35 protein-coding genes are annotated in these 20,419 nt (G+C 52.4%); 20 read left to right on the top strand and 15 right to left on the bottom strand.

Annotated elements, in window-relative coordinates:
• Positions 1 to 17: 17 nt before the first annotated feature.
• From DBR02_RS02790 to DBR02_RS02780, 3 genes are read right to left on the bottom strand one after another with little or no spacing between them, the layout of a single operon-like run.
• The gene (locus DBR02_RS02790; protein WP_107533490.1) at positions 18 to 1,475 is read right to left on the bottom strand and encodes a glucosyltransferase domain-containing protein; all 1,458 of its coding nucleotides are present in this window, start codon (positions 1,473 to 1,475) and stop codon (positions 18 to 20) included.
• Positions 1,472 to 2,389, bottom strand: coding sequence for a glycosyltransferase family 2 protein (locus DBR02_RS02785; protein WP_107533489.1), 918 nt, complete (start codon positions 2,387 to 2,389; stop codon positions 1,472 to 1,474). Before DBR02_RS02785 ends, DBR02_RS02790 begins: the two co-directional genes overlap by 4 nt.
• Positions 2,386 to 2,748 carry a GtrA family protein gene (locus tag DBR02_RS02780; protein ID WP_047052272.1) on the bottom strand — a complete coding sequence of 121 codons (363 nt, stop codon included), beginning with the start codon at positions 2,746 to 2,748 and terminating at the stop codon, positions 2,386 to 2,388. Before DBR02_RS02780 ends, DBR02_RS02785 begins: the two co-directional genes overlap by 4 nt.
• 153 nt (positions 2,749 to 2,901) lie before the next feature.
• Between DBR02_RS02780 and DBR02_RS02775 the strand changes: the two genes are divergently transcribed.
• From DBR02_RS02775 to DBR02_RS02755, 5 genes are all read left to right on the top strand, one after another.
• Positions 2,902 to 3,306, top strand: a complete 405-nt coding sequence (locus tag DBR02_RS02775) for a putative holin (protein ID WP_077579864.1) — start codon at positions 2,902 to 2,904, stop codon at positions 3,304 to 3,306.
• Positions 3,293 to 3,586: a phage holin family protein gene (locus tag DBR02_RS02770; protein ID WP_047052275.1), complete on the top strand. Its 294-nt coding sequence runs from the start codon at positions 3,293 to 3,295 to the stop codon at positions 3,584 to 3,586. The genes DBR02_RS02775 and DBR02_RS02770 overlap by 14 nt, the downstream gene beginning before the upstream one ends.
• Positions 3,576 to 4,202 (top strand): glycoside hydrolase family 19 protein, encoded by a 627-nt coding sequence (locus tag DBR02_RS02765; protein ID WP_107533488.1) that lies wholly within the window; start codon positions 3,576 to 3,578, stop codon positions 4,200 to 4,202. Before DBR02_RS02770 ends, DBR02_RS02765 begins: the two co-directional genes overlap by 11 nt.
• Positions 4,199 to 4,681, top strand: a complete 483-nt coding sequence (locus DBR02_RS02760; protein ID WP_107533487.1) for a DUF2514 domain-containing protein — start codon at positions 4,199 to 4,201, stop codon at positions 4,679 to 4,681. The genes DBR02_RS02765 and DBR02_RS02760 overlap by 4 nt, the downstream gene beginning before the upstream one ends.
• A gap of 317 nt (positions 4,682 to 4,998) precedes the next feature.
• Positions 4,999 to 6,252, top strand: a complete 1,254-nt coding sequence (locus DBR02_RS02755) for a tyrosine-type recombinase/integrase (protein WP_107533505.1) — start codon at positions 4,999 to 5,001, stop codon at positions 6,250 to 6,252.
• Here DBR02_RS02755 and DBR02_RS02750 read toward each other — a convergent pair.
• From DBR02_RS02750 to DBR02_RS02700, 12 genes are all read right to left on the bottom strand, one after another.
• Complete coding sequence (locus tag DBR02_RS02750; protein ID WP_063149221.1) at positions 6,249 to 6,428, bottom strand: hypothetical protein; 180 nt, start codon at positions 6,426 to 6,428, stop codon at positions 6,249 to 6,251. The genes DBR02_RS02755 and DBR02_RS02750 overlap by 4 nt on opposite strands.
• Positions 6,425 to 7,072, bottom strand: a complete 648-nt coding sequence (locus tag DBR02_RS02745) for an MT-A70 family methyltransferase (protein WP_107533504.1) — start codon at positions 7,070 to 7,072, stop codon at positions 6,425 to 6,427. Before DBR02_RS02745 ends, DBR02_RS02750 begins: the two co-directional genes overlap by 4 nt.
• Positions 7,069 to 7,260, bottom strand: a complete 192-nt coding sequence (locus tag DBR02_RS02740; protein WP_045891207.1) for a DUF1382 family protein — start codon at positions 7,258 to 7,260, stop codon at positions 7,069 to 7,071. Before DBR02_RS02740 ends, DBR02_RS02745 begins: the two co-directional genes overlap by 4 nt.
• Positions 7,257 to 7,415, bottom strand: coding sequence for a DUF1317 family protein (locus tag DBR02_RS02735; RefSeq protein ID WP_107533503.1), 159 nt, complete (start codon positions 7,413 to 7,415; stop codon positions 7,257 to 7,259). Before DBR02_RS02735 ends, DBR02_RS02740 begins: the two co-directional genes overlap by 4 nt.
• Entirely contained in the window at positions 7,408 to 7,707 is a 300-nt protein-coding gene (locus DBR02_RS02730; RefSeq protein ID WP_040117969.1) for a PerC family transcriptional regulator, read from the bottom strand. The genes DBR02_RS02735 and DBR02_RS02730 overlap by 8 nt, the downstream gene beginning before the upstream one ends.
• A 108-nt stretch (positions 7,708 to 7,815) precedes the next feature.
• Entirely contained in the window at positions 7,816 to 8,064 is a 249-nt protein-coding gene (locus DBR02_RS02725) for a helix-turn-helix transcriptional regulator (protein WP_107533502.1), read from the bottom strand.
• Positions 8,065 to 8,113: 49 nt separating this feature from the next.
• The gene (locus tag DBR02_RS02720) at positions 8,114 to 9,055 is read right to left on the bottom strand and encodes a RecT family recombinase (RefSeq protein WP_047050283.1); all 942 of its coding nucleotides are present in this window, start codon (positions 9,053 to 9,055) and stop codon (positions 8,114 to 8,116) included.
• Positions 9,052 to 9,873, bottom strand: a complete 822-nt coding sequence (locus DBR02_RS02715) for a PD-(D/E)XK nuclease-like domain-containing protein (RefSeq protein WP_063153763.1) — start codon at positions 9,871 to 9,873, stop codon at positions 9,052 to 9,054. Before DBR02_RS02715 ends, DBR02_RS02720 begins: the two co-directional genes overlap by 4 nt.
• Positions 9,870 to 10,169, bottom strand: a complete 300-nt coding sequence (locus tag DBR02_RS02710) for a hypothetical protein (RefSeq protein ID WP_063153764.1) — start codon at positions 10,167 to 10,169, stop codon at positions 9,870 to 9,872. The genes DBR02_RS02715 and DBR02_RS02710 overlap by 4 nt, the downstream gene beginning before the upstream one ends.
• A 7-nt stretch (positions 10,170 to 10,176) precedes the next feature.
• Entirely contained in the window at positions 10,177 to 11,244 is a 1,068-nt protein-coding gene (locus tag DBR02_RS02705) for a hypothetical protein (protein WP_047050277.1), read from the bottom strand.
• The gene (locus DBR02_RS26760) at positions 11,241 to 11,390 is read right to left on the bottom strand and encodes a hypothetical protein (protein ID WP_162843058.1); all 150 of its coding nucleotides are present in this window, start codon (positions 11,388 to 11,390) and stop codon (positions 11,241 to 11,243) included. The genes DBR02_RS02705 and DBR02_RS26760 overlap by 4 nt, the downstream gene beginning before the upstream one ends.
• A 151-nt stretch (positions 11,391 to 11,541) precedes the next feature.
• Positions 11,542 to 12,132 carry a helix-turn-helix transcriptional regulator gene (locus tag DBR02_RS02700; RefSeq protein ID WP_047050275.1) on the bottom strand — a complete coding sequence of 197 codons (591 nt, stop codon included), beginning with the start codon at positions 12,130 to 12,132 and terminating at the stop codon, positions 11,542 to 11,544.
• A gap of 154 nt (positions 12,133 to 12,286) precedes the next feature.
• Here DBR02_RS02700 and DBR02_RS02695 point away from each other — a divergent pair, with 154 nt between their 5' ends.
• The 15 genes from DBR02_RS02695 to DBR02_RS02615 all read left to right on the top strand — a co-directional run bounded on the left by DBR02_RS02695 (position 12,287) and on the right by DBR02_RS02615 (position 20,398).
• A complete protein-coding gene (locus tag DBR02_RS02695; RefSeq protein ID WP_032634928.1) occupies positions 12,287 to 12,517 on the top strand; it encodes a hypothetical protein in 231 nt (76 codons plus the stop codon).
• A gap of 147 nt (positions 12,518 to 12,664) precedes the next feature.
• Positions 12,665 to 12,868, top strand: coding sequence for a hypothetical protein (locus DBR02_RS02690; protein WP_047050345.1), 204 nt, complete (start codon positions 12,665 to 12,667; stop codon positions 12,866 to 12,868).
• Complete coding sequence (locus tag DBR02_RS02685) at positions 12,865 to 13,053, top strand: hypothetical protein (RefSeq protein WP_047050271.1); 189 nt, start codon at positions 12,865 to 12,867, stop codon at positions 13,051 to 13,053. Before DBR02_RS02690 ends, DBR02_RS02685 begins: the two co-directional genes overlap by 4 nt.
• A gap of 6 nt (positions 13,054 to 13,059) precedes the next feature.
• The gene (locus DBR02_RS27225) at positions 13,060 to 13,950 is read left to right on the top strand and encodes a DnaT-like ssDNA-binding domain-containing protein (RefSeq protein WP_063153766.1); all 891 of its coding nucleotides are present in this window, start codon (positions 13,060 to 13,062) and stop codon (positions 13,948 to 13,950) included.
• 10 nt (positions 13,951 to 13,960) lie between these two features.
• The gene (locus tag DBR02_RS02670) at positions 13,961 to 14,224 is read left to right on the top strand and encodes a DUF977 family protein (protein ID WP_045891224.1); all 264 of its coding nucleotides are present in this window, start codon (positions 13,961 to 13,963) and stop codon (positions 14,222 to 14,224) included.
• A gap of 128 nt (positions 14,225 to 14,352) precedes the next feature.
• The gene (locus tag DBR02_RS02665) at positions 14,353 to 14,817 is read left to right on the top strand and encodes a crossover junction endodeoxyribonuclease RuvC (protein WP_063153767.1); all 465 of its coding nucleotides are present in this window, start codon (positions 14,353 to 14,355) and stop codon (positions 14,815 to 14,817) included.
• Between the two features lie 56 nt (positions 14,818 to 14,873).
• Entirely contained in the window at positions 14,874 to 15,515 is a 642-nt protein-coding gene (locus tag DBR02_RS02660) for a hypothetical protein (RefSeq protein ID WP_047050268.1), read from the top strand.
• The gene (locus tag DBR02_RS02655) at positions 15,512 to 15,793 is read left to right on the top strand and encodes a hypothetical protein (protein WP_063843641.1); all 282 of its coding nucleotides are present in this window, start codon (positions 15,512 to 15,514) and stop codon (positions 15,791 to 15,793) included. The genes DBR02_RS02660 and DBR02_RS02655 overlap by 4 nt, the downstream gene beginning before the upstream one ends.
• On the top strand, positions 15,790 to 16,344 hold the full coding sequence (locus DBR02_RS02650; RefSeq protein WP_063843640.1) for an ead/Ea22-like family protein: 555 nt from the start codon (positions 15,790 to 15,792) through the stop codon (positions 16,342 to 16,344). Before DBR02_RS02655 ends, DBR02_RS02650 begins: the two co-directional genes overlap by 4 nt.
• Entirely contained in the window at positions 16,341 to 17,066 is a 726-nt protein-coding gene (locus DBR02_RS02645; protein ID WP_107533501.1) for a hypothetical protein, read from the top strand. The genes DBR02_RS02650 and DBR02_RS02645 overlap by 4 nt, the downstream gene beginning before the upstream one ends.
• A gap of 199 nt (positions 17,067 to 17,265) precedes the next feature.
• On the top strand, positions 17,266 to 17,535 hold the full coding sequence (locus tag DBR02_RS02635) for a hypothetical protein (RefSeq protein ID WP_048982107.1): 270 nt from the start codon (positions 17,266 to 17,268) through the stop codon (positions 17,533 to 17,535).
• The gene (locus DBR02_RS02630; RefSeq protein WP_048982104.1) at positions 17,528 to 17,866 is read left to right on the top strand and encodes a hypothetical protein; all 339 of its coding nucleotides are present in this window, start codon (positions 17,528 to 17,530) and stop codon (positions 17,864 to 17,866) included. Before DBR02_RS02635 ends, DBR02_RS02630 begins: the two co-directional genes overlap by 8 nt.
• Positions 17,867 to 17,943: 77 nt before the next feature.
• The gene (locus DBR02_RS02625; protein WP_048982102.1) at positions 17,944 to 18,273 is read left to right on the top strand and encodes a hypothetical protein; all 330 of its coding nucleotides are present in this window, start codon (positions 17,944 to 17,946) and stop codon (positions 18,271 to 18,273) included.
• 56 nt (positions 18,274 to 18,329) lie between these two features.
• Entirely contained in the window at positions 18,330 to 18,926 is a 597-nt protein-coding gene (locus DBR02_RS02620; protein WP_233157679.1) for a terminase small subunit, read from the top strand.
• Positions 18,923 to 20,398, top strand: coding sequence for a terminase (locus tag DBR02_RS02615; RefSeq protein ID WP_107533499.1), 1,476 nt, complete (start codon positions 18,923 to 18,925; stop codon positions 20,396 to 20,398). The genes DBR02_RS02620 and DBR02_RS02615 overlap by 4 nt, the downstream gene beginning before the upstream one ends.
• The last annotated feature ends 21 nt before the right edge of the window (positions 20,399 to 20,419 follow it).

The following is a 20,419-nucleotide window of genomic DNA, read 5'->3' as shown; positions in this document are numbered from 1 at the left end:
TCTAAGGGGGCGTTATTTTACATTCTATTTATATATATTCTGTATCCATCTTCGTATTTAATTAATTTAATAAGGCTATTGTTTTTTATAATCTCTCCATCTCCTTTAAACCTTTCATCTTTTGGTATAGGTGATGATATGCCATACTGTTTCATAAGGCTATACTTGAACCTGTAGTTTGCAAAGGCAGAACCTACTAGATATTGCGATACCGGAATAGCATCGTATATTCTCTTGACAGAATCTGGATAAGAAGGGAAGCCAGAAATTACTATCTTATCACCTGTTTTATAACCACATTCAATTAGGTCGTAGGCAATATTCTGAGCGACCACTCTGTCTATACGCTGATAGATTTTGAAAGCATTCGATACTCCATATGCTTGGCTAAAATTGAATGTAATAATTACCACAATCAATGATTTTGATAAAGCACCTAATTTACTCATCATTTCCGCACCCTTTAGTAGTGCACAAAATGATAATCCAGCGGCTATCATCACTCTAGGTTCTACTATAGGGCTTTTCAAAACTAGATAAGGAGCAAATCCGAGAACTATTATTGCTACAAATACAAGCACTGAAAATGCAGTAGTTTTATTTCTTTCTATTGATGAGATTACCAACATAACAATTATCAATGTTAACAAAATAATACTAGGGGCAAATGCAGTAACCTTGAAAAGCATATTTATAAACAATGAGAAGTTATTTACAAATATCTTTAATCCATCAACTGAAAGTGGTATTAACTCAGAGTGAGTGTCCGTGTATCCGGAGGTATAGGAATCTCCATCAAAGAATACCAGCATCATTAATTTATAAAGCAAGAACGAAAAGAAAAGAGATGAAAATACCTTTAAGATTAAGTTAATAACATCATTTTTATTTTCATTGCAGAACCTCATAAAGCACATTAATGCAAGGTAAGATAAAACGAATGGTATAGATGCCTGGTATATTGATATTGAAATAAACCCAATCGCCACCGAACTAATCCAGCAGACAATACTTCTCTCTGCGCTCATCCTTGCCTGTAAAATAGCCCCGAGACAGGATAATGACATTATTAAAGAGTCAAACCTGAAATAAATATTACCAATGAATAAAGTTGAAGTCAGTGGTAGTAACATGCATGCTGCTTTAGCAATTGGGGATTTCAGGCTTAGCTCAACAGAGATAAGATACCCGCAAAAGATCATCACAAAAGCGCATAATATAATGGTAAGCGGGAAAACATCATATAAAACACCATCCCCAAAGAAATTTAAACCTCCGCCAAACATGCTAATCGCAGCCATTATGACAGAGGAAAGAGGCCTCCCGTTACCCTCCCAAGCAGTAACTCCGGTATCAGTCCTAAGCCAATCATCTACAACATAGTTGTTATTAATGATAAATGGCAATATATATACAAATGATAGAGCCAGCGATATTAAAAATATAGACTTATCATTTTTAAGATTTCTTATCATTTTCTTCCCTTCAGCACGTAACGAGGTCTATTCTTCACTTCTACGTAAATCCTGCCAATGTACTCACCGAGGACTCCAATTCCTATCAACTGTATTCCTCCCAAGAAAAGTATTGAAACAAGCAGGGAAGGATATCCGCGGACAGCATTCCCAAAAAAGATGGTATCCAAAATCATCCACGCGCCATACAGGAATGCAGCACCGGCGACGAACAGGCCGATGTAAGTCCACATCCGCAGGGGGAAGGTAGAGAAACTGGTGATCCCCTCAAGAGCAAGGTTCCACAACTTCCAGCCGTTAAACTTCGTGTTACCCGCCACGCGCTCTGCCCTGGCATATTCCACGACATCAGTGCGGCCACCGACCCAGCTTAATACGCCCTTCATAAAGAGGTTACGCTCTGGCATGAGCTTAATGTTTTCCACTACCTCACGAGACATCAGGCGGAAATCGCCAACGTTTTCTTCGATCTTTGGATTGCTGATTTTGTTGTGCAGCTTATAGAACCACTCAGCGGTCATGCGCTTCAGTCGTCCATCTGTAGAGCGATCAGAGCGTTTAGCCAGAACCATATCAGCGCCGGCCTGCCACTTCTCAATCAGGTGAGGAATAACTTCGATGGGGTCTTGAAGGTCGACGTCAATCGGGATAATCGCTTCTCCGGTGGCACGATCAAGCCCGGCAAATAGAGCTGGCTCTTTTCCAAAGTTGCGAGTGAACGACAGCGGCACCACAAGCGGATCTGAAACAGCAAGCGCGTTTATAATTGATTCTGTCGCGTCTTTGCTGCCGTCATTTATGAATACTATCTCGACCTCATGCTGCTGAAGCCCTTCAAATTCCCGAACCGTTTTATAAAAAATCGGTATTGCGTCTTCTTCGTTGAAGACGGGAACGACCAGAGAAATTTTCATTTCGCATCCCTAAAGACAATGAACTTTGAATAAATAAATCCGCACACCAGGCTGATGGCGGAGAAAAGAATAAGGGTCACGATCGGAGCCATTCCGGACCTATCAGCAGCCCAACCAACAGCAGCGCTCAGCGAGCCCATAAATCCAACGTAAAGCATGTAGCGCATGGTTGTGGTGGAAGACTTGAAAGTGAATCTGGCATTTGCAAAGAAGCTGAATGACACTGCCACGACGAACCCAGCGAAGTTACCAAGTGCCTGCCCTGTGTGAAATGCATATATGCAAATAGCGAACACAACCCAGTGAATGAGCGTGTTAATGACGCCAATCGATGTGTACTTTGCGAATAACTTAAGCACTTTTACGCCCGAAAAATATAAAACCTTACTTTATCACCTTTTGGGTAATTTCGTTAAGAGTTGTCTGAGGTTTTTTAAACCACATATGGTTTATTGTGTATGATGAACTCACCAACTAAGGGGGTTCTTTATGCACATTAAACGGTGGTCACTATGTCGCACTCGTTAACCACGGAATCGCTGAATCAGGGGCTTAGCCTGAGCGCGCTAATGTCTGTGGTCGCGGGTGTGCCGCCGGAGGTGGCTTTAGGGGCGCTTGCTGGTGCGGTAATTTTTGTTACCTCAGCGGTGGAGTATCCCATAAAGCGGCGGTTACTTCTGGCGTTCCTCAGCTTCTTCTGCGGCCTTCTCTTCTACAAACCGACAGCAACACTTCTCATAGGCTTTGCATCCGCTTTCCCTGGCATCACCACAGATATGTTTGAGAAAGGGGTTGCTTACTCAGCAGGGGCGTTTGTTTCTTCAATCGTTGCTGTTGGTATCGGTACCTGGCTGTATCACCGTTCTGGAAATCCACGCGACCTGATCCCGGGGAGAAAAGACGATGACCGGTCCTGAACTGCTTCTCATCCTGAATGCCGCTATCTGCGGCGGCATTGCTATCCGAGTCCTTCTGTTCCGCCGTGACGGGTCACGCCATCGCTGGTGGGGCGGCTGGCTCGCCTATCTGCTGATCGTTGTGGCAGCCAGCGTACCTATACGGACGTTCTATGGGTACTACGTCAGCGCCGACTGGTCAGAAGTCATCATTAAAGCTGTGTTCCTGGCTGCTCTCATCAAGACAAAAGGGAACGTGGTGCAAATTTTCAAGATAACGAGGTCCCAGCATGGACATTAAACAATTCCAGCGTGCAGCTGGCATCAGCGACGTTTTGGCCACGCGTTGGTATCTGCATATCACTGCGGCCATGAAAGAGTTTGGCATTGAAGCGCCAGCGCACCAGGCGATGTTTATCGCGCAGGTGGGCCATGAATCGACAGGGTTCACACGGCTTCAGGAGAACTTCAACTACAGCGTAACCGGGCTGGCAGGATTCGTCCGTGCCGGGCGTCTCACTCAGGGCCAGGCCAACGCGCTGGGCCGCCGTGCTGGTGAGCCATCGTTACCGCTGGAGCGCCAGCGTGCGATCGCCAACCTGGTATACAGCAAACGTAATGGGAACAATGGCCCGACTGACGGCTGGTTCTATCGCGGGCGCGGGCTTATCCAGATCACCGGCCTGAACAACTACCGCGACTGTGGCAACGGGCTCAAAATTGAGCTGGTTAGCCAGCCTGAACTGCTGGCGCAGGACGAATATGCGGCCCGCAGTGCGGCGTGGTTCTTCGCAACCAAAGGCTGCATGAAGTACACTGGCGACCTGGTGCGCGTCACGCAGATCATCAATGGCGGGCAGAACGGTATCGACGACCGGCGCGCGCGGTACATCACCGCCAGCAAGGTACTTTTATGATCTGGGCATTCGTCAAAGCGTACTGGAAACAGTTGCTTATCGTGTTGATGCTTGCTGCTCTGGTCATCGTCGGAGTGGTTTCTTGGAATGTACACGGCAGCCACCAGTACGATGCCGGGTATGCGCAGGCAAAGGCAGATCGCAAAGCCGAAGATGATAAAGCTCGTCAGCAGGACGAGCAGGAGAAAGCTACCAATGAACGTGAAGCGCAGCAGAGGATCGACCAGGCGCGCAATGATGCTCTTGATGCTGCCGCTCGCGCTGGCCGGTTGCAGCAACAGCTCGTTGCCATCCGTGAGCAGCTCAGGCAGTATAACGCCACTGTCGGCGCTGGGACGTCAGCCGCAGACACCGGAGTTTTGCTTGCCGACGTGCTCAGCAAATCTCTCGAGCGAAACCGACAACTGGCAGAGTACGCTGACCGGGCCGCTGAAGCCGGACGAGTCTGTGAAAAGCAGTACGATTCGCTGACCAGGTGACATGGAATTTTTCATGGTACTGATTTCCGGTGACGGTATATAAAACGGTACGGTGAAAATCATGTTACGGAAAGTTGTTATCAGTCAATTGGTTATGCACGCCGTAAATAATTGAGTGGGAATGATGTATAGCTAGTTCATAGCACATCATATCTATTCAATATCATCTCTAGCCCTCTGTAATTGCAGAGGGTTTTTGTTTATATCTACTCATATCTATTCACTCTACACCACATTTTTCGACGGTACAGGTGACGGTATTACCCGAAAGGTATACTCTCATACCGACAAAAATATGGATGCATTACGGGTGAACTGTGCTTACCGATACCAAACTGAAAAACCTCAAGCCGCAGGAGAAACTGTATAAGGTTTCCGACCGTGACGGGCTGTATGTCGCCGTGCTTACGTCAGGCTCTGTCTCGTTCCGCTACGACTACCGCATCAACGGCCGACGGGAAACGCTGGTGATCGGCCAGTACGGTCGTGACGGTATCAGCCTGGCGGAAGCGCGCGAGGAACTCATTGCCGCCAAAAAGCTGCTGAAGGCAGGCCAGTCGCCTGCTGCGGCAAAACGTGACGGTATCAGGCAAATCGCCGGGGCCGAAACATTCGCGGTATATACCGACACCTACATGAAACACGTCACCCTGGCAGACAGCACCCGCGCCATGAAGCAGGCAGTGATCGACAGGGATATCCTCCCGGCGCTCGGAAACAAAATGATGACTGAGATAACCACCAGGATGGTGCGCGACCTTTGCGATCGTATCGTCGAGCGTGGCGGACGGGCGACGGCGATTCAGGTCAGGGAGATAATCAGCAGCGTATACCGGTACGCCAACGACCGCGGGCATGGTCTGTTCAATCCTGCTGCCGACATTAAGCCATCATCGATCGCCATGTTTAAGCCGCGTGAGCGCACGCTGTCGCCTGAGGAAATTGGAATATTCTTCCGTGCGCTGGATGACGTCGGTGCGATGGGCACCATGAAGATGGCGCTGAAGCTGGTACTGCTGACGCTTGTGCGAAAAGGCGAATTTACCTACGCGACGTGGGCAGAGATCGATTTCAGGAACTGGACATGGACGATCCCCGCCGACCGAATGAAGGCAAGGCGCGCGCATGTGATTTACCTGCCGAAGCAGGCGCAGGATCTGCTGGTCGGCCTGCAAATGTGCGCTGGTGGCAGTGAATACCTGGTGCCCGGGCGCTACAACTTCCGCAAGCCATTATCGAATGCCGCGCTGAACTCGCTGATAGACCGGACCGTGCAGGCCATAAACAAAGACGGCGAGAAAATACATGATTTCACTGTGCATGACCTGCGCCGGACGGCCAGCACGCTGCTGCACGAAGCGGATTATCCATCAGACTGGATAGAGAAGGCACAGGCGCACGAGCAGAAAGGAGTCCGGGCGGTTTATAACAAAGCGGAGTATGCCCGGCAGCGTGCCTATATGTTGCAGCAGTGGGCGGATATGGTTGATGCCTGGATTAACGGGGAGCACACCGATCTGGTGCCGTTCTCCCCGTCTAAATTTGAGAGGTGGATGAACCAGATCTGTTAATTTCGCGATCTAATAAACTCCCTCTGTATTTCTACAGCCATTTGCAACTCTTCACACTTCTTATGCAAATGGCTATTTTCAGTTTGTAACCATTTCACCTGTGCTGTTTTTTGATGTATCACGGCGCGGCACTCTTCGAGTTGACGGATTAAATCCGCATGGTCAGATATAGTCATGCTGCACGCTCCCGGCCCTGGTTGTCTGTTGATGTCAACGGAGCATGTTCAAATGCCCGCGTCAAACCGGCTATATCCAGCGCGTATCCGGGTTGCAGTTGCACCGCCGGACCTTCGCACTGGTTTCCCCATACGTCAAAGCCATGTGACGACTGGCGGGCGAAAAGCTCAATGCGCGGCACATCGCCAAGCAGTTGCACCAGTTTCTCTCTGATCACGTCCGGCTTGCGCGAGTTCTCCAGGCGCGGCGCCGTGACATGCTGGCAGATCGAAGCGTCCATTCGCGCCGGGAGTTTCCCGCGCACCGCAAACAGACAGTCTTCGCTGTTCGCCCGGGTCATGTGGCCCATGCCGATCGCGCTGGTGCCTTTATGCTTGTTCGTCTTGTGCCAGGTGAAACCCTTCATGGTCATGAGGCGGAAGCCCCACGCCTCGATTACCTTCAACGCTTCAATCGGCTGTGTTGGAACCCACCACATAGCCAGAAGGCAATCATCGGCAGCCAAATCCCACACAGGCAGGCGGCAGATGTCCAGCACGTTCATAACCGGATACTTGAATCCGGCGCCACGCTCGCCGTCTGCTGCTTTGTCGCGGTATACCCACGGCGGATCTGCGTAGATAAGAGTGTATTTTCCGGTCATGCTGCACCGCCTTCCGACTTCTCAGCTTCTACAGCAAGAGACTCCAGCTTATCCATAAACATTGCGGACAGCATTGCGTATTCCGCGTCTGTGGCTGCTGGCATTGGAACAAATCGGATGCCGAACGAGGCGAGCATATTTGCAGCCTCAAGGCACTTTCTTAAATCTGCTGGTGCTGCTTTGTTCATGCCGCCACCTTCTTGCTGTTCATCAGCTCAGCCAGGCGCTGAGCCTTTAATGGGTTTCTGATAACGTCGCCGTTCGGTGCTACCCATCCACGGCGAATGATGGAATAGGGCAGCGTGACACTGCCCACGGTTATTCCGTCGTGCGGATTAGTCATACACCACCCCGCGACATCCGATCCCGCTGTAGTCCAGATGCGGGGTGCGGTTCCCTTTGGTGATGCACTGCTGGCGGCGCACCGCGATGCGGGCGCGCTCAACTTCACCGACGGCAGCGTCCAGGCACTGGAGCCAGAGACGGGCTGCGATTCTGTAGTGCCCGCGGCGCTCGCGCTCGATGGCCCGGCTTTCGATCTCCATTGCTTCCGGCGTTACTGCCACAACTTTTTCAGTTCCGCGCTGCGATGCTTTGTTCATGTGATATTTTTCAAGGCGGGTTAATTTTCTCATTCCCAGGATCCTCTCAACTGATTACCGCCGCCAGCCACATCAGGTAGGCGACCACGGCCAGATACAGGTATACATCTGACCATCTGCCGATATGCTTCTTCAGCGCCGTCATGCTGCCGCACTCACCGGGCGATAAACGCGGCGGTCAACTGGCGGCTTTTTTCCGGTGAACGTCGCCGGACTTGCCGCCTTACGTTTATCCAGCCAGGCTTCAACTTCGCTCTGGTCCCACGCGCAGCGGCGATCGGTGATCCAGAAACGGGACGGGAATTCGCCAGCCTGTTCAAGGCGGTCAATCGTGCTCCATGACAGTGGCACCACCTCAAGGAGTTTTTTCTTACTCAATGCACCTTTCATAACTATCTCTCCTGGTTGCAGGTGTGGCGCCGTGGCGCCACGGTGGTGATTACATAGGGACTTCGTTCAGCTCATCGCGACGGATGGTGTACACATCAGTAGCTTTAGCCAGGCGTTCATCATCGTTAGCGAGCTTTTTGGCGACGTATTTGTAGGCGTTATCCAGATCCTTCAGGGTGTTGTAGTTCATCGCTGCGTCAGTGAAAGCGCACAGAATCTCTTCTGGATCGCGGTCATCGCTGCTCTTTGGTTTCTCTTCCTGCTTTTGCTCAGGCTTGGAGTTGATCAGCTTGTTCATGCCGGTCGCGGTTGCAGGTGTCGGCGTGATATCGCGTTCAACGCGCGGTGCCGTTTCCTGCAATTCGTCAGGGGTGTACACGCCCATGATGACGTCTGGGCAATGCAGGCGTGACCAGCGCTTTGTCGCCAGGTATGCGAGTTGTTGTTTCGGATCGCTAGCCCAAAGCGTGGAGTTTCTTACCTGTGCCTGAGACAGCATTAACTCGAGAACTCGAGGATGATCCTCACCCTTCATAGTTGCCCATACGCGAACACCGCAGCCTTCTTCGTCTTTAAGGGTCCATCCAGGTGCGATATACGGGTTGCCGTTTTTGGATGTTTTCTCAACAAACTTTCCGATCACGCGTTCCCACGGCCCGAACCACTCATAGTTGATGCGATCTTTGGTTGGAGACATGGTTGAGATAACCGCGTTTACTAACTGGGCTTCATAGCCGAGCGTGCCGCTCACAACATGGGTTTTCTGCGCAACGGCGAATGGGTTCATTCCCCACTGCGCAGCCTGCATTGCTACAGCCATGCAATCAGCTGGCTTCCCGGCGAGGTGAGCCGGTACCGTCACACGGCTTTGCGCCATTACTTCGGCGAACTTCATCAGTTGGTTCAAACCCTCAGGGCTGAAAATTGTTGCAGCAGTTCCAGCGATTGCTGTGTCTACTGGTGCGTTGATGTTTGCGATGTCGTTGCTCATACGTGCATATCCTGTTTGCGTGCCCACTCAGGGCGTTTAATAATTTCAAATCCACCCCATTCGCCAGACTCCCGGCACTGGTGGTAGGTATTCAGATCCCGGCGGAACAGTGCGTGCCCGGCATCTACGTCCGGCGCATCCAGTTCAAACACACGAACCGGGTAGCGCCCGCAGTCGATGGTTTCGCTCACAGCCAGGAAGAAGAATCCGTGCGGCTCTCCGGTGGTCTGCTGTGCGCCTTCGCGGTACATGGCGTCCTGAACGTGGTACCGGAATTCCTCGACGTGGCGTGCGAAGCGCTCCATGTCTGCAACCTTCTTCACGTCCAGCAGGACCGGGTGATACTTCAGGCGCTTATCCGGGCGAATGCGGCACAGCTCTCCGGTTTCCGGATCCGTCCAGTAGTGCGATGCTTCGCAGAATCCTTCCGCTTCAAGCAGCCAGCGCGCAGCCGGGTGTGCCATCGCGCTGTCGCGCATAAGTTTCAGCTTGCGGCCCTGTTCGGCATCCATCACCGTCATGCCCATGTTCTCAACATCTTTAAGGAAGGCTTCCTGATCTGCTTTCCCCTGATTGGTTCTCAGGTTGAACTGCGGCGCCACGATAAAACGCTTATCGAATTCTTCCGGCTCCAGCAGCAGGCAGTGCAGGGCGGTACCCATGTCAAGCGCTTTCAGCTTTTCTGTGTCGACCGGCGCGGATTTCTGCCACGGCAACAGGGCCGGGCTCAACGCCACCATATCCAGCTGCGACTTACTCACGCCGTCGCCGGCGTGGTAATCCTCGTTGCTGATGTCGAAGTAAATTCCTGGCATCATGCCGCAGTCCTCGCCGTGTCCAGCTGGTCAGCCAGATCCCACTTCGCGATGATGCTGGTCATCGCGGCCTGGTAAGCTGCGAGAGCCTCTTCGAATTCCGTGCTCATCATCAGTTCTTCAAGAATTTCGGTGCGCACGCCTTTGCGTTCCAGCTCATAGAAAGGCTTTTGCAGCTGGTGGAACTTGATAGCGTCGATCAGCTCCACCTGGCGCGCGTAGTGCAACTGACTCAGCTGGTAGTCGCTGTCGATGCTGGTCATGATTTTTTTCAGGTTATTAATCTGCTGGATGTTCATACGCACCTCAGTACTTGATAGAGATTGCAGAAACCTTCCCGCTGGCGATGGCTATCAGCGCTTTCTCAGCCATTTCCTGCGGAAGACCACTTTCAATCAGGTCTGCAATAGCCTGACGATTGATGGTGCGGCGATGCTCTTTGTCAGCTGCGCGGCGCGCTTCTTCATCGGCGATGCGTTTCTGTTCTGCCAGTCGAACTGCTTCCGCTTCTTCCTGACGGCGGCGCTCCGCTGCGATAGCGTCGTTCTTTTCCTGCTCAGCTTTTTCCGCAGCGGCTTTTGCTTCACGCTCTGCTTTCTGCTGGGCTTCAATTTTTTCGCGCTCTGCGCGTTCAGTTGCAGCCTTGGCTTCAGCTTCACGGCGTGCAGAAGCATCAATCTCGGCCTGTGCTTTTGCTTCTGCATCACGCTTAGCCTGTTCTGCTGCTTCGCGGCGTATAGCTTCTTCACGTTCTAGACGTGCTTTTTCCTCTGCCTCTTTGCGCAGGCGTTCCAGCTCAGCCGCTTCGTGCTCGCGCTTTTGCGCTACTACCAGCGACGCTTCCAGTTGCTGAATGGTTGAGTCTTTAGCCACTCCCGCCTCTGCTGCACGCTCCTGCCAGCTGTCATCCAGCACCACGGATTTAGCCTCCAGAATGCGAGCCTGAATATCAGTGGATGGCAGGTAATTTCCGGTGGTGTCGATCACTTCAGCCAGTGCGCGCAAATCCACAAGGCGCTGCTGCAATGCTTCGGTGCGTGCCTTTTCAGCGTCTTCCCATTCGGTAAGTGGGCGGCGAACTTCGTCGCGAAGCTGATCGCATTCGGTCACGAAGCGTCGCAGTTCTGCTTCGACCACTTTTGGTTGCTCCTTCAGGCGCTTCAGGTAATCACGGCCTGGCTTTTCAACTGCCGTCTTGCTGCGTGATACCTGGGCGGCGAGGGATGCGATACGGGCGCGGCCTTTGGCTGTGCTCAGGTCAGGAACCTCGTTAACGCCATCACGGATCTGTTCAAGGAACTTATCCAGACCGTTTTCAACGTAAATGCTTGGCGCCAGGTCCGGCGCGATTTCGATGATTGCTAATTCACTCACTTGCTCACCCCCATATCCATTTCAGTTTTGACTGCCATCTTGGTGACAAACGCCCAGTTGATGGCCTCATGCAGAGTGCGGCACTTGGTGCTCATCAGCCCGCACGCCGTAACGCAGTACCAGCCGTTGATGATTTTCCACTGCATAATTCGTTACCTCAGTGTTACCGTTGAGGTAATAATTATCCTTATGTGGTTTGAAGTCAATAGGTATGATTATAAAAAATTACCCGTAAGGTAATTCTAAGGGCAATAAAAAAGCCGCTCAATGGCGGCTTAGTATCTGAAATTTATAAAGTTATTCTTGCGTTTTACCGTTCTGAACAATCACGAAATCGACGTAGCTCTCGATCTTACTTTTCTCGCTCTCAGGTAACAATGCGTAGCGGGCCCGGTCGTAATGGATGGTCGCCGGGTCGCGAGGATGGATGAGCAGCTCATATCCCCGGCGCCCGAACGCGCTGGCGATCGCCTCCAGGGTGGAGATGGAAACGCTAACCTCATTGTTCAGCATGCGGTTGATTGTCGCCTGGGCAACGCCGGACGCCTTCGACAGCTTACCCTGGGAGGACAGGTCGCGGTTGTTCTGCATCCACGCTTCGAGGTTATGCGCCGCCAACTGGCCGATATCGGAGGCGGTGATCTCCTCCTGGGGGATTGCAACAGCAGATAATGAGTGGTCGACGTCCAGCCAGTTCGACGGCTTGTTCGCTGCCTTCTCAATCTTGCGCGCCACCGTGTCGCCAACAACCTTCTGCCCGCGGGCCCAGCGGTTCACCAGGTTTGCCTGAGTTCCCAGTTTTTCCGCCAGACGAGTCTGCACCCCGTTAAAGTCACGGTCGATGATATCGTTAATATTCTGCCTGCGGATATCCTGAATACTTTTCATGCTCTGGTGAATCGCCTCATATATGAATTAGTTAGTGGTTCAATTAAAAGCGAATTTACCTCACAGGTAAATGCACCTCACAGGTAACAAACCTTGATTTTTATTACCTTCTGGGTGAATATTTGTTATCTGAAATTAATATCAGGCAATAGCTATGAGCGAGAACGAAAAATTCGACTTCAAAAAACACTGGTTGCAACTCACTCCTGATGAGCGAAATGCCTTTGCTGACGAGGCCGGAACGACCAGCCACTACATCCAGACTCATCTGACAGGCCGTCGTAAAATGCCCGGTAAGACATTGATGAATGGGTTATTTAAGGCATGCAAACAACGCGGCTGGGTCAGAACAAAGCCGGAACTGGCTATCTTCTTCTACGAATAAAACCTCCTTCAAACCCCCATCAGGCCGCCTTCTGGCGGTCTTTTCATATCTATTCAGTCCTCTCAGGTAATAATGATCCAAATATGGTTGATCTTTTTTCGGCCATCGCACAAAATTACCAAAGATAAATTTCAAAGAGAGGTGCAAATGAAGCGATTAACTCAGCGTGAAGCTCTCGAAATGGGCCTCGCCAGGTTCTACACCGGCAAGAAGTGCATTCACGGGCATGACAGTGAGCGCTACACCCTCAGTGGTGAATGCGTTAAGTGCAACAACGAGCGGGCTCGACGCCAGCAGCAGTTGCGTTCAGATAAATTAAAGGCAGCCAGAAAGGCGCGGGAGGCAGCATGAAGATTTTTTTCTCCGGTTCCAGTGCTCAATTATGCATTGAAGCAGAGTCAGAAGAAGAAAAGGCGATGCTCATTATGTGGCACCGGCTGAACATTTCAGATCAGACAATGTACTGCGACATGGTTAATACTGGTTGCTTCGCTGGGTTGCGCCTTTGTGGAATCACTGATCTCGAGAAAGAGTAGGTTCATATGGCTAATCAATGGCTACGTCTTTGGCATGATATGCCTAATGACCCGAAGTGGAGAACCATAGCGAGAATATCCGGTCAACCGATAGCTCTCGTTCAGGCCGTTTATGTCCACCTTCTTGTTAGCGGGTCACAAAATGTCACGCGAGGTCACGCTGATGTCACGAACGAGGACTTAGCGTCACATTTTGACGTGACTGAGTGTGACATAGACGCTGTTATTAACGCCATGCAGGGCCGTGTTTTGGATGGAACATACCTTACAGGGTGGGAGCGGAGACAGCCTAAAAAGGAGGACCGTGGCAATGATGAAACAGGAGCAAAATCAGCAACTCAGAGAAAAAGAGAGCAGCGTGAAAGGCAGCGGATGCGACAACAAGAAAGCAATGAGTCACGGCAATGTCACGACAAGTCACGAAATGTCACGACAGATAAAGAAGAGATAAAGAGAAGAGAAGATATAAAAGATAAACCCCACACAGGGAGCGAGCAAAATTCACCTGTGGATAACTCTGCTGTTGGCGGTGAACCAGATCCGGATGCGAACAACGCGATGCTGAATGGCTACATTGCGCCTGGCGGAATGGGTGAGTTTGGAAAATTCCAGATGCACGACAACTGGAAGCCAGATCCACAGTTCATCCAGCGCGCTGCGCTGTGGGGCATAGCTCTGAAGACGGAGATCACACCGTTCGAGCTGGCAGACTTCATCACGTACTGGAAAGCGGAGGGCAAGGCATTCCACCACGACCAGTGGCAACAGAAGCTGGCGAGAAGCGTGCAGCAGTCCAGGGCAAGGCCAGTCGCCCAGCAGCAGCGAAGGGATATCAACGACGTTCCGGAGCCGGACAAGACCATTCCGGAGGGGTTCAGGGGCTACCAGGCCACATAGTGAGGTTTCCATGGCAAGACCAAACACGTACTCAGAACGTAAGACAGCCGTCAGGCGGATAATCACCGCTGCAAAAGAGCGCGGCAGGATAACTACCCGGCAGGCAGCAGAAATCCTCGGCCTCCACCTCAACACTGTAGAGAAATATTTCAGAGATGCAGAGAGGAGCGGAGAGGTAATACGTCACGGGAAATGCGGCCTGTTCAGGGATTACAGGGCCACGATTGATTTCGATATGGAAAGGTTTTCAAGGCAATACGGGAAAGGGAAGTAGCAAAGCAGTAGCACCGGCGCGGCAGCGCATTTTTTTACGCCTGCATAATTACCTTGCAGGTAACAAAATATGCGCATAGCTATTGATTTTAACTCTAATGTGGATTTAAATTACCTAAGGGGTAAATCATGACGGCAGTTTTAGGGATTGACCCGGGATGCAGCGGCGCGCTGGTTCTCGTAACTGAGCAGGGCGGCTACATCGACCACCTGGCAATGCCAACCATCAAGGTCGGCACAAAGTCCAGGGTGAACGGCGCAGCGGTATCTGCATGGCTTCGGCAGTACGGAATCACTCATGCGTACCTTGAGCAGGTCGGAGCCATGCCAGGACAGGGAACGGCGAGCATGTTCACGTTCGGGCATGCAGCTGGTGTAGCGGAGGGGATCCTCCAGGGGCTCAACATTCCGTACACGCTGGTAACGCCGCAGGCCTGGAAGAAGTCAGCCGGGCTTATCGGCAGCGACAAGGACGCAGCGCGTAGCCGGGCCATTCAGCTTTACCCGGAACTCAGGGCGCTGGATGCCAAAGCGAAAGGCCAGGCCATCGCGGATGCGCTGTTAATCGCAAGGTTCGGGATAGGCGTTAAATAACCATCCTTTTTGATATCAACGTAATCAATAACTTATACGGGTAAGCGGGGGTAAAGATGGAATGCAATGTGAGTGAGTTGGTAAAGCGCGGTCATGACAAGGCCGCACAACTTAAATCATCAGGCGGTGCTGTATCGCAGTTGATAAGCGATCTGGCTACGCATCTGGATGTGCAACTGGCTCGTAGTAATGCGCTGGCTGCGGAGAATGCGGGGCTGAAGGCCTTCAAAACCGCCGTATATCAGCAGATGGGCGCTGGCTGCGAGGCTCCTGAATTTTCTATCACGGAAGGTCAGAGAAACCTACGCCGCTTCGCTGACACGCTCCATGCCATCGAGCGCGAATTCTTTACCAAAGAAGTCCCTGATGAAGAATACGAAGGCGAAACCGTCGAAGAATGCCCGTTAACCTGGGGAATGAGTGTCGAACAATACGTTGCTGAATTCCGCAAATGCCTGGCTGAAGTGCGGGCGCAGGCCCACAAGGAAGGCGCTCACTTTGTTGCTAACAGGATGCTGGCCGCATGGGATGCTGGTTTTATCGACGACACAGCAAAGAACGCGGCAGATATCGCGCGGATGATCCTGACGTCAACAGAGTTTATGGCTGGTGCGCCAGTGGATGATTTCGACCGCTCGTTCGCTGATGGCGTACTCGAAGACATAGCCGCCCAGCTTCGCAAAGGGGTGCAGTCATGAGCGTAATCCAGTACGTAGTTAGCGATGCAGGCACGTTTCCTGAGGATGCATATTTTCTCGATCCTCGACACATCGATGAGCTCACTTCTAAGTGGGAATTGGAATGCTTGTCTCAGGATGCCGCCCTTGATTATTTCGACAACCATGACGGCTGGGAATCTGACTGGCCGTTGGATATCGAGCTGTTCGTTGACGGCGAGAGCGTAGGTGTATTTGCGGTTGAAATGGAACATGTACCTCGCTTCAGCGCAAGAAAAAGACCGGAGGCCGCCCAATGAGCAACATCGACAAAAAGGCGCTTCGTGAAGCGGCGGAGAAGGCGACAAAAGGCGAGTGGTGGTCTGATGTTGTCGAGACTGACGGCGAATATGGCGAGGGCGAAGATAGGGTTTCTGGCTACCACTCATATGCGGTGTATGTTGGTCACGAATCATTGCTCGACATGACCAATTCAACTGCTGCGTGCATCCACACTGAATGGGATCATGATTACCACATGGCATGGGATGAAACGGCTAAGTGCAACGCTGAATTCATCGCCTCAGCCAATCCCGCCACTGTGATGGCGCTGCTGGATGAGCTGGAAGCCAAAGACAAGCAGATCGACGATCTGAAAGCAACGGCGGCACATTCCAATGCTGGATGGACGGAGGCGCATAGACAGGAAGCCAGGGCTGAAGCCGCAGAGAAACGGATTGCTGACCAGTGCGGAATCATCGCATCGGCGAGGAAGTTCATCAGCGAGTACGCTGGTCTTGGTGATGTTGGCGCTGCTGAGTTCATAAAAATAATCGACCGCGCCGCAGTCGGTAAAGGAGAGGCATCATGAACACTCTTACCAAAGAATGGCTACTGAAGACCATCGCGGAGCTCGAAGAAGAGCGAGATGCTGTGCCTGGCATCGTAAACGAAGATGCTGCGATGTCTCTGGCGGCGATGAAACTGGCGCTGGCATCGCTCGAAGCAAGGGGCCGCAAACTTTTTACCTGTAGCGCGTGTGGCGCAGAGGGTTTGGACGAGCCATTAGAGTCGAAGTGCAATTGCAATGAGGATGGCGCGCACTGGATTGAAAGTGTTGTTTACACCGCCCCGCCAGTTCCGGTGTCTGTGCCTGATGAAGTCAATGTGCTTCTGAATCATCTTGAGGATGTATTGCCGGATGATGCGTTTAATCTGATCGATGTGAAAACATGGAATAACGTCTCCATGTTATCTCGCCCTGATGTCTACCGCGCCGCCATGCTTCAGGGTGCCGAACCTGTAACGACGGCTTACAAGTTGCGGGATGCTGTGGAAACCATTCGCAACTCTGGCATTGAAATCGACGCTGAGAAAATATTTGCCGAGCGTGATGCTCTCAACGCTCCAGACTGCTGGTGCCGAACATGCCGACCAATAACGCTTACTGATATGCGATTTGTCGTCTGCCCTGACTGTGGCAACAAACGCTGCCCGCGCGCCAATGACCACAGGAATGCATGCACCGGAAGCAACGATCCAGGTCAGGAAGGCAGTGCATATCCAGCAGCACCGCAGCAGGAGGTGAAGTGATGGGCTTAAAAATTTACGGCAATAACATATCAAACAGCGAAACCGCTTACTCATTCCACTCTGAAATGAAGATGACTTGCCAGCAGTGCAAGCACACGGAATTCGTGAAAGGTAACTTGATTGAGAACGTCAAATGCCCTGCATGCGGTGGGAATGATCTGGTCTTTGAAACGTCAGCGCCGAAGGATGAGGTGAAGTCGTGAGCAAACTCAAACAGCGACGCCTGCGCCGCCTTAAAGCCGACGTGGCATGGTGGAAAGGCGAAGCCTCTGACTTGTACTCCAGAGTCATGGAGCAGGCCGACGAAATAGCCGAACTCCGCAGGCTGGTCATCCGCGTGCCGATGCCGGTGGTGGTGCCGGCGGATATCATCCAGGGAATTAACGTGAAGGGCGCGTTTGCGATGGGAATCGAACGCTATGGTGATGCGATGCTGAAGTTGGCGAAAAAGGAGAAAGGCAATGGCTAAAACCGCAGCAGAACGCAAGGCAGCGCAGCGCGCTCGCCAGGCGGAAGCTGGTGAACGCAAGCTGGAGCTGGTGCTCGACGAGCAGGAAATGGAGATGCTGGCGCGTAACTGCGCGGAGCGTCGCCCGGGCCGTGAGCCATACGAAATGAGCGAGTACATTGCTCTGCTGATCCGCCAGGATGATGCCCGGGTACGCGGTCGCATCAAAGCTATCAGCGCCAACCAGTGCGGCAAATGTGGCGACAGCCTGCCGGTGAAGTCCTGCCCGTGCGCCGGTGATTCGGCTTGCTGGGTAACGCAGGGCTGGCATGAAACGAAACTTGCGGTGTGACCTGTCACGGCGTATTGACTAAATCCTCACATGATTATACTGTTTAAATGTACAGTATTTTTATGTGAGGTTCCATTATGGGCTTTCCATCTCCGGCAAAAGACTACGCAGAATCCCGCCTTACCATCACCAGCATGTGCGGCTACGACGGCAACTGCCGCACCGTTGAGACGTCGGCTGGATACGCAATCATCAACGTCGCAACTAAACCACATCCGGGTGATACCGTGCTGATATCGTATTGCGGCCGCACTGAGTTCGCCATCGTGCAGGGGCGGGCGCTTATCGTTCCGGAGGGTGAGTCAATCGAAGGTGAAGCGCTGGACGACACAACGGTGCTGGGAGTGGTTACACATTTCCTCAACCGTGCCGGCAGCCAGGAAGACGATCCGATACCAGTCATGTAACATCTGCGCGGGCGTGATAGTATTACCTGAATGGTAATAAAATTACTCAGGTGGTAATGATGCCCGCGACACCAAAAACCCACAAACGCAAATCAACGCAATATAAGCCTCTTACAGCGATGCAGGAGGCTTACTGCCAGTCCTACATTAAGACACCAGAAAACCAGTCTCAGGCAGCGATAGACGCAGGGTATTCGCCTAATACGGCGGCGGTCAAAGCCAGCGTGATGATGCGCGACGAAAGAATCCAGAAACGAATCGCCGAACTGATGGAGGAGCGCAACAAGCGAAACCGCGTCAGCGCTGATTACGTCCTCATGCGCCTGGTGGAGATCGACCAGATGGATGTGCTGGATATCCTGAACGATGACGGCAGCCTGAAACCGATCCGCGATTGGCCTAAAATCTGGCGTACCACGCTCAGCGGGTTCGACCTGTCCTCAACCATCATGAACATGAAAGAGGATTCGATAGAGACCATCCTCAAAAAAATCAAATGGCCGGACAAGGTGAAGAACCTCGAGCTGATTGGTAAGCACGTCGACGTCAACGCGTTCAAAGAGCGCCTGGAAATCGACGTAAGAATGACCATAGCAGACAAGATGGCCAAGGCTCGGGCTCGCGTTAAGAAACAGGCTGGTGGTGAAGAATGACAGCAGCAGCCATGTCGCCAGAAGAGCAGCTCGTCGAGGATATTGCCTCGTTCACGTATGACCCGCTGGGCTATGCGCTTTATGCGTTCCCGTGGGGCGAAGATGGCACAGAGCTGGCGCACGCCACCGGGCCGCGTAAGTGGCAAGCGGAGGGATTCCGCGAGATACGGGATCACCTTCAGAACCCAACCACTCGTTACCAGCCTATCATGATCGCCCGCGCATCAGGTCATGGCGTGGGGAAATCTGCATTCATTTCGATGCTGATTAAATGGGGAATGGATACCTGCGAGGACTGCAAGGTGGTGGTGACCGCCAACACCGACAACCAGCTCCGCACCAAGACCTGGCCGGAAATCATAAAGTGGTCGAATCTGGCTATCACGAAAGAGTGGTTCACCTGCACCGCCACGGCGATGTACAGCAACGATCCGGGCCACGATAAACGCTGGCGCGCTGACGCAATCCCGTGGTCTGAGCACAACACCGAAGCGTTCGCTGGCCTGCACAACGAGCGCAAGCGCATCATCGTGGTATTCGACGAAGCATCCAACATTGCAGATCTGGTGTGGGAGGTAGCAGAGGGCGCGCTGACGGACGAAGACACTGAAATCATCTGGGTGGCGTTCGGGAACCCGACGCGTAACACTGGCCGTTTCCGCGAATGCTTCCGAAAATATAAACACCGCTGGAAGTGTGCGCAGATTGACAGCCGTACCGTAGAAGGCACGAACAAACAGCAACTCCAGAAATGGGTGGACGACTACGGCGAGGACAGCGACTTCGTGAAGGTCCGTGTGCGTGGGATCTTCCCTGACGCGTCCGAACTCCAGTTTATCCCGACAGGGCTCACTGACGAGGCGATGAAGCGCGTGGTGACCGCCGGGCAGGTGGCGCACGCTCCGGTGATTATCGGCGTCGACCCGGCTTATTCCGGCGTGGATGACGCGGTGATATACCTGCGTCAGGGTCTGCACAGCAAAGTGCTATGGACCGGCAACAAGACCACTGACGATCTGATTATGGCGAAGCGTATCGCCGACTTTGAAGATCAGTACCAGGCTGATGCGGTGTTTATCGACTTTGGCTACGGTACCGGGCTGAAGTCAATCGGTGACGGCTGGGGCCGGACGTGGCAGTTAATTCCGTTCGGCGGCGGCTCTACTGACCCGCAGATGCTCAACAAGCGCGGCGAGATGTTCAACAGCTGCAAGACGTGGCTGAAGCTCGGCGGTGCGCTGGACGACCAGGAGACGGCGGACGACCTGTCTGCGGCAGAGTACAAAGTCAGGGTAGACGGCAAGATCGTCATTGAGCCGAAGGAAGATATAAAAGAGCGCTTAGGCCGCTCTCCGGGCAAAGGTGACGCGCTGCTGCTGACGTTTGCTTTCCCTGTTACGAAACGCCTGCGCATTCCCGGGCAGGAGAACCAGCAGGGGAAAGCGGTCACAGATTACGACCCGTGGAAATAACAAAGCCCGCGCATCGGCGGG

This window comes from Enterobacter cloacae complex sp. (assembly GCF_900322725.1).
In the GTDB taxonomy this organism is placed as follows: domain Bacteria; phylum Pseudomonadota; class Gammaproteobacteria; order Enterobacterales; family Enterobacteriaceae; genus Enterobacter; species Enterobacter quasihormaechei.
This window is presented reverse-complemented; position numbering and strand designations above follow the sequence as displayed.